Below are 16,665 nucleotides of genomic sequence, written 5' to 3' on the forward strand. Positions count from 1 at the left end.
TAGCATAATCTATTCTGCCGTGATGTTAACCCCTGATTACCCGACTAAGGTGATGCTGGCAGGTGCCAGCGAAAGCTGGTCGCGATGTCGGGTGAGCGGCTGTCGAGCGAGTGCTGTCAGCAGGATTTGCAGCGGGTCGCCGTGGCTGACCAGCAGGATGGTTTCATCCTCCGTGCGTGCTTCCCAGCCGTCTATCACCGCGTGCATCCGCGCGGCGACCTGACTGACCGCTTCAACGCCTTGCCAGCAGTGATCAGCAGACGCTATATCCTGCGCCCAGACCTCTGGGTAGCCCGTATCTGGCTGGGCATCAAATGCACCAAAAAACCGCTCACGCAGGCCCTGCTCGGCGATCATAGGCAAGCCAAAGTGCGCGGCCACGCGGGCGGCTGTCTGGGTAGTACGTAAAAAGTCCGAATGCACAATACGTGTGGGTATCGGCCACACCCACTTGCTCACCACCCCGGCCAGCTGCTCCTCGCCGTAGGGAGATAAACCATAGCCTGCCAGCCCTTTCTCAGGTGAGCTGATGATGATGCCGGCCTGATTGGCCTGGCTATGGCCATGGCGCATCAGCAGATAACGGTTGCGCCAATGACCGGCCGAAATGAAAGTGCTTGGACTGGGTTCAGGAAAGCTCATCATTCATCCATCAATTCGTATTGCACGCAGTGCACGCGCCTCTGCAACCGTAGTTTACCCCTAATTCGAGTTTGACCAAACGGCGAACGCTTGCCATGGTAAAAGAGCAACCAATGACAAGGAGGACACACAACGATGACCACCTATATCGTGGTAGCTGATGCCGCCCGCGCACGTATTTTTACCCGTGATGCGCTGGATCTCACTGAGCACGACAGCCTGGTGCATGCAGAGGGCAGGCTACATGAAGGGGATCTGGTCACCGACCGCCGCGGTGCCGATGTCCACGAGTCAGTCTCAACGTCGGTACGCTCATCTGATGAAGACGGGGCAGCCTCGCAGCATGAAAATGAACTGTTCGCCAAGAAAGTCGCCCAGCGCCTGTACAGTGCCCGCGTTGATAACAGCATGGCAAAACTGATTATGGTCGCGCCACCCAAGTTCCTTGGTTTGCTACGGGAAAAGTTAGATAACACCACGCATAAACTGGTCATTCATACGCTTGCAAAAGACCTCAGCAAGGCGTCGCTGGCCGATATCCAAAACGCCGTCAGCGATTTACGTTAACACTGTCATCAATGCTGTTTTTACAGAACCGGCGGTAACTCAATCTCATCGCTGCGCTGAGCATCAGCCGTCATCTCCCGGCAAACGCGTAGAAATTCGCGTACGCCGGGGGTCAGGTACTTGTGCCGGTGCCAGATAAATGTGAACTGACGCTTAAGATCCAGCTCCGGCGTCGGCAAGGGCACCAGGCTGCCGCGACGAAACGCATCGCGCAGCGCCAGCCGGGAGACACAACCAATGCCCAACCCCGATTCCACTGCCCGCTTGATACCTTCCGTATGCTCCAGCTCCAGCAGGGTGTTGAAACGGCTCCGACGATGGCGAGCGGCCTGCTCAAGCGTCAGCCGCGTGCCTGAACCTTCTTCACGCATGATCCAGTCCTCGCGCAGCAGTTCATCCAGTTCCAGCCGCTCACGCCCCGCCAGAGGATGGCGTGGTGAGCAGAACACGCACAGCTCATCGTTCACCCAGGGCTGGCTGATAATGCTTTCATCATCGCAATGTCCCTCTATCAGGCCGATATCGAGGGTATGCTGGCGCACCCCTTCGATGATGTGCCGGGTATTGCGCACCGCCAAGCGTGCCCGGCTGCCGGGGAAGCGTTGCATGAAATCACTGATCAACAGCGTTGCCAGATAATTGCCGATCGTCAGTGTCGCCCCTACATGCAGGGTGCCGACGCCTTGCTGGCCGCGCAGTAAGCCTTCAATTTCTTCACCGCGATCAAGCAGCGCCACCGCTTTGGGCAACAGCTGAAACCCCAGCGCATTGAGTTTCAGACGCTTACCCTGTCGATCCAGCAACTGGCAATCAAACTGGCGCTCCAGCTCGGCCAGCGCGGTGCTGGTCGCCGATTGCGACATGGCCAGCACACGGGCAGCATGCGAGACACTTTCGTGCTGGGCCACGGCGACAAAGACCTCTAACTGACGCAATGTGAAATGCATAAACATTGACCTATATCTAGATGCTGGATAAGCGTTATCAATATTATTGGCTTAACAGATATAAGGCATTTTTTTAGAATAGGATGCAACAGTAAACAAATCTTTTATTCATTTTTTGAATAAAAAAGCTTTTTTTAACGCCTTACCGGAGACACCATGAGCAAGTTTGCCCACGAAGAAGTTCTCAGCGTTCACCATTGGAACGACACCTTGTTCAGCTTTCGTACCACAAGGGAGCGCAGTCTGCGCTTCAAGAATGGCCAGTTTGTGATGATTGGTCTCGAAGTGGACGGCAAACCCCTGATGCGCGCCTACTCGATTGCCAGCCCCAACTATGAAGACCACCTGGAATTTTTCAGCATCAAGGTACCGGATGGCCCGCTGACCTCGCGCCTGCAGCATCTGGAAGTGGGCGACAAGATCATGGTCAGCCGAAAGCCGACTGGCACCCTGGTCACCGATGACCTTCTGCCAGGCCGTAACCTTTACTTGCTCTCAACCGGTACTGGCCTGGCGCCGTTCATGAGTCTGATTCTTGACCCGGAAGTCTATGAGCGCTTTGAAAAGGTCGTACTGGTACACGGCGTGCGGGAAACCTCTGAGCTTGCCTATGCGGACTTTATCACCCAGGACATGCCTGCCCACGAATATCTGGGCGAAGACATTGCTGAAAAACTGGTGTATTACCCAACGGTCACCCGTGAAGCGTTCCACACCATGGGGCGCCTGACCGACCATATCCGCACCGGTAAACTGTTTGACGACACTGGCCTGCCGGCCATCGACCCACGCCAGGATCGCGCCATGATCTGTGGCAGCCCCGCCATGCTGGATGATACCAGTGCCCTGCTGGACGAGCTTGGCCTGAATATCTCACCACGTATGGGTGAACCCGGTGACTACGTCATTGAACGGGCGTTTGTTGAGAAGTGAGTGGTGAGTGGTGAGTGGTGAGTGGTGAGTGGTGAGTGGTGAGTGGTGAGTGGTGAGTGGTGAGTGGTGAGTGGTGAGTGGTGAGTAGAAAATTCTGGTCGCTATAATCACTGCATCACTAATACAAAGCCCCTGCTGGAGATGATCCACAGGGGCTTTGTGCTGGTTTACAGGCTCTGGTCACTGGTTACAGTTCAACAACTGCTTTTCATTCACCTGATATGACCCCATTTTTGTAGACACTTGAGTTTAGCTGTTTGCTGCATAGGCGTTAGGAGTGAGACCTCCTAGCGTCATGTGTCTTCTCATTTTTGGATAGAATTCATCAATATAGTACTGAATCTCACCAGCAATATCGCTTCGTTCCAGAATGCCTAGCCGCTTTGTCCATTCCTTCTTGAGCGAGGCAAAAAAGCTTTCTGCACAGGCATTATCCCAACAATTTCCACGGCGAGACATGCTGATCGTGACCTCACGGTCGTTAAGCCACGTCATTACCTCTTCGCTGTGATATTGAGTGCCTTGATCGGAATGAAAAAGCAATTCCTTGCCAACTGGTTGAGAACGCTTCCAGGCTGACTCCAAGGCTTTTAAAACAAGGCTTGAACTGTTCACTGCCCCCTGTGCATAGCCAACGATTTGGCGATTGCCAAGGTCCATGACAGCCGCCAGATAGAGCCAGCCTTCCTTGCAGCGAATCTGAGTGATATCCGAGACCCAGACTCTGTTGGGTTTACCTACGGCAAACTCCCGGTTCAATAGGTTAGGCAAAACAGGTAATTTTGACACACTGCGTCGATATCCAGGCTTCAATGCGGTACAGGAACGGTAGCCTGCGTCTTGAAGCAGACGCTGAACCTGGTTCTTTCCGCAGCGAAACCCTTCGTCCTGAGCTTCCAACCATAGCTTGCGATAACCGGGCACGTTCTTCATTTTCTTAGCACGCTCTAGCAAAAAAGACGTGATGCTTTGATGGCGCTTTTGCATTCTTCCAGGGCACCGTTGGTGGCCCTTCCAACGATAATACCCTGATCGAGAGACACCGAGTACTCCACAAGTTATTGAGAGCGGCCACCGCAAGTGACGGTGGGCCTCAATAAAAGCAAATTTTACTTGCCGTGCTTGGTGAAGTACTCGTCCGCCTTTTTTAAGATTTCAGCCTCCAGCTGGGAGCGTTTTAGCTGCTTTTTCAGCTTCTTAATTTCACTTTCGAGCTCCTGAACGCTTTTCTCAGGGCCGACATTGGCAATTTTTTTATCAGACGGTGTGTTATCCATAGTCAACTCCTTGCGCCAACGACTTAATGTATTCGGATGTATACATAGTTTGGCAGCAAGCATCGTCTGTGTCTGTGGTGAAGTCAGAGACGTTTGCACCGCGTCACGCTTGAACTCGTCAGAATACCTGGGGCTACGCTTGTATTTCATAACACCTTCTCTCTAGAAAAAAGGTGTCTACTTTTTCAGGGGCACTCCAACCATTCACTATTCACCAATCACCATTCACCAATCACAGCTAACAAATCTAAACCGCGTCTTTGCCGGTTTCACCGGTGCGAATGCGGATCACCTGCTCAAGCGGCATGACAAAAATCTTGCCATCGCCAATCTTGCCGGTATTGGCCACCTGGGTGATGGCATCAATCACCTGCTCGGCCATATCGTCATCCACGGCCACCTCAAGCTTCACCTTGGGCAGAAAATCCACCACATACTCAGCACCCCGGTACAGCTCGGTATGCCCCTTCTGACGGCCAAAGCCTTTCACTTCTGTCACGGTAATGCCTTGCACACCGATATCGGAGAGCGATTCGCGCACGTCATCAAGCTTGAACGGCTTGATAATGGCAGAAATCAGTTTCATGGCGTCGTCCTCTGAATACAATGGGATTGAAATTGGTTAGCGCCGTCTGCTCATGGTGTAAGCATACGCCATGGTCAACAGAAACGATCGCAATCGATACCCGTTAGCATACACCGCCACCCGCCGATAATGAAAAACTGATTGGAAGCAGATGCTTCTATGGATACAAAAAAGCCCCCCGAAATGGGGGGCCAGCAAGTGGACGTCATTTTTACATGGCAATGCTTATTTACTGGAAGCACTGAACTCCGGATAGGCTTCCATACCGCATTCAGCGATGTCGACGCCTTCGTATTCTTCCTCTTCAGTGACACGAACACCCATCACCGCCTTGAGAATCAACCAGACAATCAGGCTGGCAGTGAAGACCCAGGCAAAGATGCCGGCCATACCGATGATCTGGGCACCAAAGGTAGCATCAGCATTGGTCAGCGGCACTGCCAGGCAGCCCCAGATACCGACCACACCGTGTACAGAGATCGCACCAACAGGGTCATCCAGCTTCAACTTGTCAAGCATCACAATGGAGGCCACTACCAGCAGACCACCAACAATACCAATCAGCATGGCGGCAAATGCAGAGGGCGCAGAAGGCCCTGCAGTGATTGCTACCAGACCGGCCAGACCACCGTTCAGTGCCATGGTCAGATCCGCCTTGCGGAACCACAGCTTGGCCAGGATCAGGGCTGCAATCACACCGCCAGCGGCTGCGGCATTGGTATTCACCATGACCTGCGCGACCGCATTGGCAGAGCCGACATCTGACATCTTCAGCTCGGAACCGCCGTTGAAGCCGAACCAGCCCATCCACAGGATAAAGGTACCCAGCGTTGCAAGCGGCAGATTAGCCCCTGGAATGGCGCGGATAGAGCCATCCTTGCCGTATTTGCCCTTACGTGGACCAAGCACCAGAACGCCCGCCAGCGCTGCTGCTGCACCGGCCATGTGAACAATGCCAGAACCCGCGTAATCAGAAAAACCGATAGCGCTGATCCAACCACCGCCCCATGTCCAGTAACCGGATACCGGGTAGATCACAGCCGTCATCACGACAGCAAAAGCCAGGAAAGCCCACAGTTTCATACGCTCAGCTACAGCGCCCGAGACAATCGACATGGCCGTTGCCACAAAGACAACCTGGAAGAAAAAGTCGGAGCGCATGGAATAGTAGGGCGCATCATCGCCACCGGCGGTGACAGCATCGACGCTGTTTTCGGCGCCAATCAGGAAACCCAGATTGGGGATAAAGCCGCCTGCGGCGCTTGAATACATCAGGTAGTAGCCCACCAGCAGATACATGGTGCAGGCAATCGAAAACAGGGCAATATTCTTGGTCAGGATTTCAGCCGTGTTCTTGGAGCGGACAAGACCGGCTTCAAGCATTGAGAACCCGGCGGCCATCCACATGACCAGAACACCGCATATCAGAAAGTAGAAAGTATCGAGCGCGTAACTCAGCTCAGCGAACTCGTTCATCGGACAGTCTCCATCAAGCTAGAATCAAAGGGTGAAAGCGGGGTTATACTGCGTCGCCACCACGCTCACCGGTACGGATACGGATTACATCGTCCAGCGGTGTCACAAACACCTTGCCGTCACCGATCTTGCCGCTGTTGGCGGCACTGCAAATAGCGTCCAGTACGCTTTCCAGACGAGAATCATCGACAGCGACTTCCACTTTCACCTTGGGAAGAAAATCGACGACGTATTCAGCGCCACGGTAAAGCTCTGTATGTCCCTTCTGACGGCCAAAGCCTTTGACTTCCGTCACGGTAATGCCTTGAACACCGTTGTCAGCCAACGCTTCGCGCACGTCGTCGAGCTTGAACGGTTTGATGATGGCGGTGATGAGTTTCATCCCGGATCTCCCTTGCGTCGTTAACAGAGGTTGGCGCAAGCAGCCGTCGCTGCCCGAACCAGGTGCTTGCCCCTCTACAATGCGCATAACGTGCCAACTCTGTATTTTTATGTTTAAATACAAACACTTATTGATAAAACTCTTCTTCCTGTGTGCAATCAGGGCGCACTCTGCCATCAGTCGGCACTGATCATGCACCAAAAAAGGGCAACCCGATTGCCGCACTGCATCATTTCAACTCATACGCCAGGCAGGGATTTTTTTAATCAAAAAGGCTCTGATACATGCGCATTGGCGCTGTGTTGCGTATCCTTGGAATAGCCCACTCAAAAGGAGAAGAACCATGATGCCCCATGACCGTATCGGCCAATTGGCTCAACAGATCGGCGAGCGCCTGCAGAATGCGTCACAAGCTCCGGAAGATATCCAGAAAGGTGTCCACCAGGTAGTACGCGGCGCCTTTGACCGCCTGGAACTGGTGTCACGGGAAGATTTCGATATCCTGATGGATGTACTACAACGCACCCGTACCCGCGTTGAAGCGCTGGAAAGCCAGGTGGCCGCGCTTGAAGCCGCACTGGATAATGATGAACACGCCACGCCCTCTGCGCAGACGCCCGCTGAAAGCAATGAAACACATCATAGTGAGAGCAACACCGGCGCACAGGACGATAATACCGGTGGCGACGACAAGCCAATAACATAGCCAGTTCGACCATTTTTGCAAATGATAATCATAATCGTTGACATCTTTTGCCCTCCTGCTAGCCTGATTGTCGGCAAGGCCCAAAGGCCTCGCCGACAATCACTCGGGCGATACCAGGAGAGGCAATGTCGACACCAAAGGGGCTGCATGAGGTATACCGCCATACATTGAAAGGCCTAAAGCCCCCTACTTATGGGCCCCCTCCCTGTACCAGGCTGTTAGCGGGTTACGCACTGCAGGATGTCTGCCGGTTGCGTCAACAGATCACTTTTTTTGGCCAGACACAGTTACAAAGCCATGACCTGAAGGCAACAGCATCGCTGTGGTCTAAATGGCATTTCAGCGTTCTGATTGCCGCCACACTGGCTTCCCATTGCCTGCTTGGCCGCCAGTTACCAGCAGCATTGGATCATGTAGCTGTCTATCCCTCCGTTGAGGGGTACACGCAGCGCCTGCATTTTGCACATTCTGGCGTCCCTGTTGCGGCGTCATCCCCCTTTGAGCAATTTTCCCCGCTGCTTGATGCTCACCTGACACCCATTATTAACGCACTCGTGACACTGTCCGGCGTATCACCTCGGGTTTACTGGAACAATGCCGGCACCTACTTCGAATACTTTACGCAACGCTTTGCCACGCATCCTGACGTTGACTCAAAGCGCTTGAGCGATGCCAGCGCACTCCTTCATCAACCGCAACGCCCCGACGGCCAGCGCAACCCGCTTTACCAACCTCTATCCCCGGGTAGAAAGGGCTGTCGCCAGCGGCGTCTCTGCTGCTTGTGCTATCGGATTCCCGCCCTTGGCTACTGCGACAACTGCCCAATTGCGTGCACCCGACGGCAAGTCAAGCCCCTTAAACAATCAACGCCCATGCAAGGCATGGGCGTTTGACAGCACACCGATGAAACGCGAGCCCTCAGTAGCGCCAGGTCACATTGGCCATGAAGTGACGTGATGCACCGTAAAAACTCTGATCCCACTTCAGGCTGGTCAGATACTTTTCATCCGTCACGTTGTTGATGTTCAAAGACCCTGTCAGTCGCTCACTGAAATCGTAGCTGGCCATCAGGTCTACCAGTGTATAGGCCTCCTGGCGGGTTTTGCCATCTGCCAGATCACGCTCACGTTCGATCTCATCCTGCCAACGCACGCGCGCGCCTATTTTCAGCTGGTCCAGTGACGCCGGGCGGTAACTGGTAGACGCACGCACCATATGGCGGGGAATATAGGTATTTGCTGCCTGGCCGTCCGCGTCTTCTATGTCAATATAGGTGTATCCCAGATTAGCCTGCCAACCTGGTGCCAGTTCGCCCGCCAGAGTGGCTTCAAACCCTTTGCTGGTAATCCCGTCACCTTCAGCGTAGATGGCGGTGCCATCTGGCAGAGTGCCATTTGGCTGTGCCACGTTATCCTGGGTGATGCGAAATGCCGACAGCGTCGCATCAGCTCCCATATCAAAGACGTCTGCCTTGATGCCGACTTCCTGCGCCTCGCCATCAATAGGGTCAAGATACTCGCCACTGATGTCTGTTTCGGTCTGCGGTGAAAAAATACTGGTATAGCTGGCATACAGTGACGCATCCGGTGTGATGTCATAAATCACCCCAACATAGGGCGTCACCACGGCGTCAGCATCCGTTGCCTGTGATACCCCGTACTGTTCACCATAGGCATCAAACCAACTCACACGCGTCCCGGCGACACCTGTCCAGCGGTCAGCCAGATCCAGTTTGGCTGCCGTATAGAAACTGCGCTCCTTGATGGTCGCATCCCCGACAGTCGTGGGATAAGCAATCCACTCCGTCGGCTCAGGATAGGCACCGTTCCACTCATCCAGTGGAGGAAGGGGCGTTGTAGGTGAGGTCACCGGATAGCGGGATTCCTGCTGATTGCGGCTTTGACTCCAGTCAGAACCGACCACCAGCTGGTGTGAACGTCCGAAGGCATCAATAGTGCCTTTGGCATGCACATCGGCCACCCACTGCTCCAGGTGCCTTTCGTATTGACTCAGGGTGAGCTGACTGCTGTCAATCTGGCCACTGGCGGCATCAGGTGAGCCATAGATATAGAAAAGCTGGGTATCAGACAGCATATCCAGGTGTGTCAGGGTCGTTTTCAATGACCAGTCATTATTCAGTTCCTGGCTCAGCTCAATGAAGCTGCGATGGGTTTCACCATCCCAGTAAGACCAGTCCGGTGCTGACGAGGTGCTGCGCGAATAGTTCGTCGGGTTACCTGCCGTATCATAGCTTGGCAATGAGCCCCACATGTTGGAGTCGGTGTTGTTGTCCTGCCAGGTGTGGCCAACACTGAGCCGGGTCGTATCAGTGATATCGGCTTCCAGCACCCCGTATAGCAGGCCGCGTTCACGGCTAAGACGATCCAGATAGGAATCCGTCTGCAGGCCAGCGGCCACCAGGCGGCCGCGCACACGTCCGGCATCGTCCAACGGACCAGAGACATCGGCATCCACGCGCTGACGGTTCCAGCTCCCGGCGCTGACACCTACCGATGCCTGTGGAGAGGATGTCGGCCGCTTGCGGACAAAGTTAACGGTCGCCGCCGGATTACCTGACCCCGACATCAAGCCAGTGGCGCCACGCACCACTTCAATCCGGTCGTAGACAGCGGTATCCATATCGCCGTGAATATTATTGTAGGGCATGGGAACGCGCAGCCCGTCCACCTGAAAATTGTTAATGTCGAAACCGCGAGCGGTGTAATAGGTGCGGTCTGTCTCCAGGCGTTCAATGGTCACACCCGGTACGCTTTCCAGCGCCTCATTGACAGTGTTCAGCTGAAAGTCATCGAGCTGGGCACGCGTCAAGGTCGATGTTGACTGTGGTGTCTCGCGAGGCGTCAAGTCCAGTCGCGTAGGGGTGCTTGTTTGCGCAACACGGTAATCATCGCTCCCCTCTGTGACCAAGGACAACGCTTCGGCCTGCACAGTAACCGCTCCCAGATCCACCGTGTCGTCTTGTGCCAGAACAGAGCTGGGACCCAATAAAAGAAACCCCGAAGCGGCTCCGGCGCAGGCACGACGGATGCTGAGTAACAGGGGGTTCATCGATTCTGGATTGGAAATACGCGTAAGCACAGACGAGTACTGGTGAACGGGTTGCATGGATAAAGTGCCTCTATGAGATATCAATCGGTGAAAAATGCGAGCGGATCATAGCAATAATCACTAATATAATAAATAGCAAAAATTATCATTTGCTAATAATTTTGATAAGTATTCATGTTCATTTATACTCAGCGGCTCTTCTGCTTACTGCCGAAATCCAAACAGAGTAAATGCCATGTTTGACATCCATGCCGCTGGCTATCGCATCGCTGACCGAACACTTTTACAGGCCACCACGACCCGGTTTGTCCCAGGCCAGGTATGTGGCTTGATCGGTCATAATGGGTCAGGGAAGTCCACGCTATTGAAACTGCTGGCGCGGCAGCAAGCACCCAGCGACGGCGAGATCTACTTTGCAGGTCACAACATCACACAGTGGAGATCACGTGCATTTGCCCGTCAGGTTGCCTACCTGCCACAAAGCTTGCCACCTACCGAACACCTTACCGGACGAGAGCTGATCGCCATGGGCCGTTATCCGTGGCATGGGATTTGGGGGCGGCCTGGCAAACAGGATCTGAACGCCATTGAACAGGCACTCGAGCTCACCCAGACACAAAGGTTTGCCGATCGTCTCGTGGATACGCTGTCGGGGGGCGAGCGTCAACGCGTCTGGCTGGCCATGTTGCTGGCCCAAGGAAGTCAGTTTCTGTTGTTGGATGAGCCCCTTGCGGCCTTGGACATTGCTCACCAGGTTGACGTACTGGCACTCATTCAGCGCCTGACCCATGAACTGGGGTTAGGGGTCATCATCGTACTTCACGATATCAACATGGCTGCCCGTTACTGCGACCGGCTGCTGGCACTGCACAGCGGCAGGCTGCTGGCCGACGCCAGCCCTGAGCAGTTAATGGACAATCAGATGCTGCACGCCATCTACGGCATTGATATGCATATTGTGCCTCACCCGACAGCACATCACAGAGTTGCCGTGGTGGCATGATGATCCACTATTTCCGTGACATTGTGTTGCGCATCCTGGCTGGGTTATCTGCGTTCGCGCTGGCGTACACGGTATTGATGAGCAGCGCCTTCGCATCTTCCGGATGGGCAACCCTGGATTGGACCCTGGCGGAAACGCTGATGGCTATGGACGCTCCATTAGAGGGTGTTGCTCAGATAGATGCTTACCATGCCTGGGTCGGTGAACCGCAGATCCCTGAGTCTGTGGTTGATCTTGGCTTGCGCACCCAACCTAATCTGGAATTACTGGCAGACCTGTCGCCTGACGCCATTTTCATTTCCCCGATGTTTCACCGTTTGACCTCCAGGCTGGAGCGCATTGCTCCCGTCGAAACCTTCTCGCTGTATCAGGCTGACAGCGACACCTGGCAGGCAATGCAACACCTGACCCGTACGCTCGGTGAACGTGTTGGGCGTCAGCAAGAGGCGGAAAACCTGATTACCGATACCGCGACCCTGCTCCGCTCACTGCAAAGCAGACTGTCTGCCCCTGGGCCACTGCTGATTGTTCAATTCATGGATGACCGTCATGTGCGCGTCTTCGGTAAAAACGGCCTGTATGACGCGGTGCTTGAGCAGCTTGGCATTGCCAATGCCTGGCAGGAAGCCACCAATGCCTGGGGGTTTTCTCTGGTCGGGATTGAAACCTTGATTGATTACCCGGAGGCCCAGTTAGTGGTGATTGAGCCGCTTCCGGTGGGGGTGCAAGCAGCGCTGGAAGACAGTGGCCTGTGGCAGCATCTGCCCAGCGTGCAAAACGGGCATGCCATCACACTGCCGCCCGTCTGGAGTTTTGGTGGATTGCCGTCAGCACAGCGTTTTGCACGCTCTCTGGTCACTGCGCTAGAGGCCTCCCATGATCGTTAAGCACTATCGCCCGGCGACCCTGACACTAGCGTTTCTCGCGCTGGCCAGTATTTTGTTGGTTGCAGCGCTGCCTGCTCCTTTGCATGAGGCACTCACTTATATCTGGCGACCTGAAACCGCACTGACGCCGGTGCAGGCAGTGTTGCATTTCAGCTTCTGGCCGCGCCTTACCGTTGCCTTACTGGCGGGTGGTGCGCTGGGGTTGGCGGGTGCCTTGATGCAACAGGTTCTCCGCAACCCTCTGGCATCACCGACAACGTTAGGGGTAGCCAGTGGTGCCAACCTGGGCCTGATGGTGGCCACGCTGTTTGCGCCGGGATGGCTGCTATGGGGGCGTGAATGGGCTGCCATGGCGGGCGGCGGCGTCGTCATGGGGTGCGTGTTTCTGCTTGCCTGGCGCAGTCATCTTGCACCGGCTGTCGTTGTGCTGTCCGGCCTGGTGATGAACCTCTACGTTGGCGCTCTGGGCATGGTGATTCTGCTCTTTCACCAGGAAGCGCTTAAAGGGTTGATGATATGGGGCGCCGGTTCGCTCGCTCAGAATGGCTGGCAGGATGTGGCCTTCCTAACCCCCCGCCTGCTGGTTGGCATCGGTTTCGCCGCCTTGCTGGTTCGCCCATTACAGCTGCTTTCACTGGATGACACGTCGGCACGCAGCCTCGGGGCCTCACTCAAGACATTACGCCTGAGTGGCCTGGGGGTGGCCGTTTTTATCACTGCCTGTGTTGTCAGCGTGGTGGGTGTCATCGGGTTTATTGGCCTTGCCGCCCCTAACCTGGCGCGACTGGCCGGGGCGCGTCGTTTGCGCGAACGTCTTGTATACTCTGCACTGCTGGGGGCGCTACTGCTGCTCACCGCAGATCTTGCCCTGCAACAGATACCCAACCTCCTGCCCACCCTGATACCCACCGGTGCCGCGACAGCAGCGCTTGGCGCGCCCTTGCTACTGTGGCTTATCCCACGCCTGAAAATGGCGGCCACCCCTGACACACGCGGCGTTGCCGCTCGCGCGAGGCCACCACTGGGGCGAAGAACTGGCGTGATGCTGGCCATCATTTTGATAACCTTGGCCATGACATTACTACTTGGGCAAGGTGTCAACGGCTGGTCAGTGGCCTCCGTGGCTAATGATGCCTTGCTCCAGTGGCGTTGGCCACGAATCCTGGCGGCTGCCGGCAGCGGTATTCTGCTTGCGCTGGCGGGCACGCTTCTCCAGCGCATCACCTTTAACCCGATGGCAAGCCCGGAAGTGCTGGGTATCAGCGGGGGCAGTGCGATTGCGCTGATGACAGCGATCTATGTGCTGGCCGCGCCCGACACGGTGACACTGCTGATAGCAGGCACCTTCGGCGCAATGCTGTCACTGGGGCTGCTGGTGGCCCTGAACTACCGCAGCGGCTTTCAGCCAATCCGTCTGCTGTTGACAGGCGTTGCCATCACTGCGCTGTTTGAAGCCGTTCGCGCTTTTTTCCTCGCGGGAAGTGACCCGCGCAGCCAGCAGATACTCGCCTGGCTGGCAGGCTCAACATATTACGTCACCCCATCAGGAGCGATCAGTATCTGCCTGATGGCAGGTGTCGGCATTGGCCTTACCCTGGCGTTTAGCCGCTGGCTGGATATTCTTCCTCTTGGTGGAGCAACGGCCTGTGCTGTCGGCCTGCCGCTAAAGCCCGCGCGATTTATATTACTTACCCTGGTGGCCCTGCTGACAGCGGGTGCCACACTTGTCGTCGGCCCGCTTTCCTTTGTCGGTTTACTCGCCCCTCACCTGGCCAGAATGTTGGGATTTCAGCATGCCAGACACCACCTGGTTGGTGCGGCGCTGATCGGCGCCTTGCTTATGACCAGTGCCGACTGGGCAGGGCGACAGTGGCTGTTCCCACAGGAAATCCCCGCGGGGCTGGTGGCGTCTTTACTGGGGGGCGCTTACTTCATGTGGCGGCTGGCACGTTTTTGACCCTCTATTCAGGCAAGGCTAAATAAGCTAGTTTGATTATTCATACAGGATGCGAGGGAACGCCATGACGCTAGCGATTGTCGCCACCCGGGCCGGGCTGGGGCTGGAAGCCCCGCCGGTGCACGTTGAGGTGCATCTTGCCAATGGCTTGCCGGGGCTGACATTGGTGGGTTTGCCGGAAGCCGCCGTCAAGGAAAGCCGCGAACGGGTACGCAGCGCTCTGGTCAATGCCGGCTTCGATTTTCCCAACACTCGGCGAATCACCCTTAACCTGGCACCCGCCGACCTGCCCAAAGAAGGCGGCCGCTTTGATCTGCCCATTGCTCTCGGCATTCTGGCGGCCTCCGGGCAGATTCCGGTTGATGCGCTGGAAGGCATGGAGTGTACGGGGGAGCTGGCGCTGGATGGCAAACTGCGCGCCGTAACCGGCGTACTGCCTTTTGCCCTGGCCACCAAGGCCGCAGGCAATATTCTGATCGTGCCCCATTCCTGCGCGGATGAAGCTGCCCTGGCCGGCGAGTCGCTCAAGGTACTGCCCGCCAATTCACTCTGGGAAGTGGTCGCTCACTTACTCGGGCAAACCCCCATTCAGGCACACCGCCTGGCGACCCCGCCCACAGCCAAGGCACCCATTGCCGACCTGGCTGATGTGCGTGGCCAGCAGCAGGCCCGCCGCGCGCTGGAAGTCGCTGCTGCTGGGGGCCACAACCTGCTGTTTGCTGGCCCACCCGGCACTGGCAAGACGATGCTCGCCAGCCGCCTGCCCGGTATTCTGCCCCCGCTTTCCGAACAGGATGCCCTAGCCGTGGCGGCGGTACGCTCAGTGTGTGGCCTGGCGTTGGATGAACATTGGGGGCAACGTCCGTTCCGCCAGCCGCACCACAGTGCCAGCGCAGCGGCCCTGGTCGGCGGCGGTTCGAGGCCCAAACCCGGCGAAATTTCCCTCGCCCACAAAGGCGTACTTTTCCTCGATGAGCTGCCCGAATTTTCCAGACATGTTCTGGAGGTGCTGCGCCAGCCGCTGGAAACCGGTGAAATCCACCTCTCCCGCGCCAGCCATGAGCGCCGCTATCCTGCTGAATTTCAACTGGTTGCCGCCATGAACCCCTGCCCATGCGGGCATTTAGGTGACCCGCGCCAGCGCTGCCAGTGCACCGCCTCACAGATCCAGCGCTATCAGGCGCGGCTTTCCGGCCCGCTGTTGGACCGTATCGACCTGCAGGTAGAAGTCCCCGCCCTTCCGCCGGAGCAGCTTACCGCCCAGACCGAAGGGGAGTCCTCTGCTGCCGTGCGCCAACGGGTAATGGCCGCTCGCCAGCGTCAAATGGCAAGAGGCGCGCTCAACAGCCAGCTCAGCGGTAAGGCCCTGGAAGCCGCCTGCGATCTCAACGATGAAGAACGCGCCTGGCTGGCCGGTGTGCTTGAAAAGCTCAAACTCTCCGCCCGCGCCTATCACCGGGTACTGCGGGTCGCACTCACCCTGGCGGACCTGCAGGGCGAACCCAAACCCACCCAACCACATTTGATAGAAGCCATTGGCTACCGCCAGCTGGATAGGTTATTGAAGGGGGGTTAAAGGTTTAGCGCAGCGCGTTGACCGCCTCGATCACCCGCTTACAAAGGGCATCAAGCTGCTCGGCCTGTGCAGACTCCTTAAGCGCGCCGTTATCGTCGAAGGCATTGCCTGCACCGGGCAGCGTCATGGCTGGCGGAATCACCACCAGGTTAAGGTTATGCATCAGTTGCTGAACACCGGCCATGGCGCGAATGCCGCCCAGGCCTCCCGGTGAGGCGCCCAGCAGCCCGGCGGGTTTGCCTGCAAACAGCGCAAGCCCCGGCGTGTTGTCATCAGGGCGCGACAGCCAATCCAGGGTATTTTTCAGCAGCGGCGTAATAAAACCGTTGTATTCGGGGGACGCAATCACCAGGCCGTCATGCTCGGCCAGTATCTCACGCAGCTTGGCCGCGTTTTCCGGCATGCCTTGCGCTTCAATATCTTCATCAAACAAGGGGCAAGGATAGTCCTTAAGATCAATAAAGGTTGCTTCACCGCCCAGTGCCTCGATGCGCTTGGCCGCCAGTTGAGCAAAGCACTTGTTAAGCGAACCCGTGCGTGCGCTGCCTGCGAAGACCATTACTTTCGGCATGTGCATCTCCTATCTATGTGCAGTATTCAAATGGAATTAAAAAGTTATACATTGAAACGACACTCAAGGTAGCAAATATAACTTCT

Annotated in this window: 16 protein-coding genes; 8 read left to right on the forward strand and 8 right to left on the reverse strand. The window is 56.1% G+C overall.

Features of this window, described 5'->3' with window-relative positions:
- Positions 1-36 precede the first annotated feature (36 nt).
- Positions 37-645 (reverse strand): histidine phosphatase family protein, encoded by a 609-nt coding sequence (locus LL947_RS13705; RefSeq protein WP_499833509.1) that lies wholly within the window; start codon positions 643-645, stop codon positions 37-39.
- Positions 646-777: 132 nt separating this feature from the next.
- Between LL947_RS13705 and LL947_RS13710 the strand changes: the two genes are divergently transcribed.
- Positions 778-1,209: a host attachment protein gene (locus LL947_RS13710; protein WP_290824131.1), complete on the forward strand. Its 432-nt coding sequence runs from the start codon at positions 778-780 to the stop codon at positions 1,207-1,209.
- Between the two features lie 20 nt (positions 1,210-1,229).
- On the opposite strand, the gene LL947_RS13715 is transcribed toward LL947_RS13710, so the two are convergent.
- A complete protein-coding gene (locus tag LL947_RS13715; RefSeq protein WP_290824133.1) occupies positions 1,230-2,156 on the reverse strand; it encodes a LysR family transcriptional regulator in 927 nt (308 codons plus the stop codon).
- A gap of 156 nt (positions 2,157-2,312) precedes the next feature.
- Here LL947_RS13715 and LL947_RS13720 point away from each other — a divergent pair, with 156 nt between their 5' ends.
- Entirely contained in the window at positions 2,313-3,089 is a 777-nt protein-coding gene (locus LL947_RS13720; RefSeq protein ID WP_290824134.1) for a ferredoxin--NADP reductase, read from the forward strand.
- 249 nt (positions 3,090-3,338) lie between these two features.
- On the opposite strand, the gene LL947_RS13725 is transcribed toward LL947_RS13720, so the two are convergent.
- The 4 genes from LL947_RS13725 to LL947_RS13740 all read right to left on the reverse strand — a co-directional run bounded on the left by LL947_RS13725 (position 3,339) and on the right by LL947_RS13740 (position 6,810).
- A protein-coding gene (locus tag LL947_RS13725; protein ID WP_499833324.1) for an IS3 family transposase occupies positions 3,339-4,516 on the reverse strand; the annotation gives its coding sequence in 2 pieces (ribosomal slippage) (positions 3,339-4,225 and positions 4,225-4,516; 1,179 coding nt in all).
- A 97-nt stretch (positions 4,517-4,613) separates the two neighbouring features.
- A complete protein-coding gene (gene glnK / locus LL947_RS13730; RefSeq protein WP_009098335.1) occupies positions 4,614-4,952 on the reverse strand; it encodes a P-II family nitrogen regulator in 339 nt (112 codons plus the stop codon).
- 225 nt (positions 4,953-5,177) lie between these two features.
- Positions 5,178-6,428 (reverse strand): ammonium transporter, encoded by a 1,251-nt coding sequence (locus LL947_RS13735; protein ID WP_290823563.1) that lies wholly within the window; start codon positions 6,426-6,428, stop codon positions 5,178-5,180.
- Positions 6,429-6,471: 43 nt separating this feature from the next.
- Positions 6,472-6,810, reverse strand: a complete 339-nt coding sequence (locus LL947_RS13740) for a P-II family nitrogen regulator (RefSeq protein ID WP_171703060.1) — start codon at positions 6,808-6,810, stop codon at positions 6,472-6,474.
- Positions 6,811-7,153: 343 nt separating this feature from the next.
- Here LL947_RS13740 and LL947_RS13745 point away from each other — a divergent pair, with 343 nt between their 5' ends.
- Together LL947_RS13745 and fhuF are read left to right on the forward strand one after the other, a co-directional pair.
- Positions 7,154-7,516, forward strand: a complete 363-nt coding sequence (locus LL947_RS13745) for an accessory factor UbiK family protein (protein ID WP_404414680.1) — start codon at positions 7,154-7,156, stop codon at positions 7,514-7,516.
- Between the two features lie 251 nt (positions 7,517-7,767).
- Positions 7,768-8,409, forward strand: a complete 642-nt coding sequence (gene fhuF / locus LL947_RS13750) for a siderophore-iron reductase FhuF (RefSeq protein WP_499833510.1) — start codon at positions 7,768-7,770, stop codon at positions 8,407-8,409.
- Positions 8,410-8,434: 25 nt separating this feature from the next.
- On the opposite strand, the gene LL947_RS13755 is transcribed toward fhuF, so the two are convergent.
- Positions 8,435-10,642, reverse strand: a complete 2,208-nt coding sequence (locus LL947_RS13755; protein WP_499833511.1) for a TonB-dependent siderophore receptor — start codon at positions 10,640-10,642, stop codon at positions 8,435-8,437.
- 178 nt (positions 10,643-10,820) lie between these two features.
- Here LL947_RS13755 and LL947_RS13760 point away from each other — a divergent pair, with 178 nt between their 5' ends.
- The 4 genes from LL947_RS13760 to LL947_RS13775 all read left to right on the forward strand — a co-directional run bounded on the left by LL947_RS13760 (position 10,821) and on the right by LL947_RS13775 (position 16,008).
- On the forward strand, positions 10,821-11,588 hold the full coding sequence (locus tag LL947_RS13760) for an ABC transporter ATP-binding protein (RefSeq protein ID WP_499833512.1): 768 nt from the start codon (positions 10,821-10,823) through the stop codon (positions 11,586-11,588).
- Positions 11,585-12,475 (forward strand): ABC transporter substrate-binding protein, encoded by an 891-nt coding sequence (locus tag LL947_RS13765; protein ID WP_499833513.1) that lies wholly within the window; start codon positions 11,585-11,587, stop codon positions 12,473-12,475. Before LL947_RS13760 ends, LL947_RS13765 begins: the two co-directional genes overlap by 4 nt.
- The gene (gene fhuB / locus LL947_RS13770) at positions 12,465-14,432 is read left to right on the forward strand and encodes a Fe(3+)-hydroxamate ABC transporter permease FhuB (protein ID WP_499833514.1); all 1,968 of its coding nucleotides are present in this window, start codon (positions 12,465-12,467) and stop codon (positions 14,430-14,432) included. The genes LL947_RS13765 and fhuB overlap by 11 nt, the downstream gene beginning before the upstream one ends.
- A gap of 64 nt (positions 14,433-14,496) precedes the next feature.
- Positions 14,497-16,008 carry a YifB family Mg chelatase-like AAA ATPase gene (locus LL947_RS13775; RefSeq protein WP_499833515.1) on the forward strand — a complete coding sequence of 504 codons (1,512 nt, stop codon included), beginning with the start codon at positions 14,497-14,499 and terminating at the stop codon, positions 16,006-16,008.
- Between the two features lie 4 nt (positions 16,009-16,012).
- Here LL947_RS13775 and LL947_RS13780 read toward each other — a convergent pair whose 3' ends face one another.
- Positions 16,013-16,579 (reverse strand): NADPH-dependent FMN reductase, encoded by a 567-nt coding sequence (locus tag LL947_RS13780; protein WP_290823551.1) that lies wholly within the window; start codon positions 16,577-16,579, stop codon positions 16,013-16,015.
- Between the last annotated feature and the right edge of the window lie 86 nt (positions 16,580-16,665).

The organism is Halomonas sp. BLK-85, from assembly GCF_044792155.1.
Classification (GTDB): domain Bacteria; phylum Pseudomonadota; class Gammaproteobacteria; order Pseudomonadales; family Halomonadaceae; genus Vreelandella.

Bases quoted from the DNA above. Each gene is read 5' to 3' on its own strand.
- LL947_RS13715 (WP_290824133.1), bottom strand. From the start codon at position 2,156: ATGCATTTCACATTGCGTCAGTTAGAGGTCTTTGTCGCCGTGGCCCAG.
- LL947_RS13710 (WP_290824131.1), top strand. From the start codon at position 778: ATGACCACCTATATCGTGGTAGCTGATGCCGCCCGCGCACGTATTTTT.
- LL947_RS13765 (WP_499833513.1), top strand. From the start codon at position 11,585: ATGATGATCCACTATTTCCGTGACATTGTGTTGCGCATCCTGGCTGGG.
- LL947_RS13740 (WP_171703060.1), bottom strand. From the start codon at position 6,810: ATGAAACTCATCACCGCCATCATCAAACCGTTCAAGCTCGACGACGTG.
- LL947_RS13735 (WP_290823563.1), bottom strand. From the start codon at position 6,428: ATGAACGAGTTCGCTGAGCTGAGTTACGCGCTCGATACTTTCTACTTT.
- LL947_RS13775 (WP_499833515.1), top strand. From the start codon at position 14,497: ATGACGCTAGCGATTGTCGCCACCCGGGCCGGGCTGGGGCTGGAAGCC.
- LL947_RS13760 (WP_499833512.1), top strand. From the start codon at position 10,821: ATGTTTGACATCCATGCCGCTGGCTATCGCATCGCTGACCGAACACTT.
- fhuB (WP_499833514.1), top strand. From the start codon at position 12,465: ATGATCGTTAAGCACTATCGCCCGGCGACCCTGACACTAGCGTTTCTC.
- LL947_RS13780 (WP_290823551.1), bottom strand. From the start codon at position 16,579: ATGCCGAAAGTAATGGTCTTCGCAGGCAGCGCACGCACGGGTTCGCTT.
- LL947_RS13720 (WP_290824134.1), top strand. From the start codon at position 2,313: ATGAGCAAGTTTGCCCACGAAGAAGTTCTCAGCGTTCACCATTGGAAC.
- glnK (WP_009098335.1), bottom strand. From the start codon at position 4,952: ATGAAACTGATTTCTGCCATTATCAAGCCGTTCAAGCTTGATGACGTG.
- LL947_RS13755 (WP_499833511.1), bottom strand. From the start codon at position 10,642: ATGCAACCCGTTCACCAGTACTCGTCTGTGCTTACGCGTATTTCCAAT.
- LL947_RS13745 (WP_404414680.1), top strand. From the start codon at position 7,154: ATGATGCCCCATGACCGTATCGGCCAATTGGCTCAACAGATCGGCGAG.
- LL947_RS13705 (WP_499833509.1), bottom strand. From the start codon at position 645: ATGATGAGCTTTCCTGAACCCAGTCCAAGCACTTTCATTTCGGCCGGT.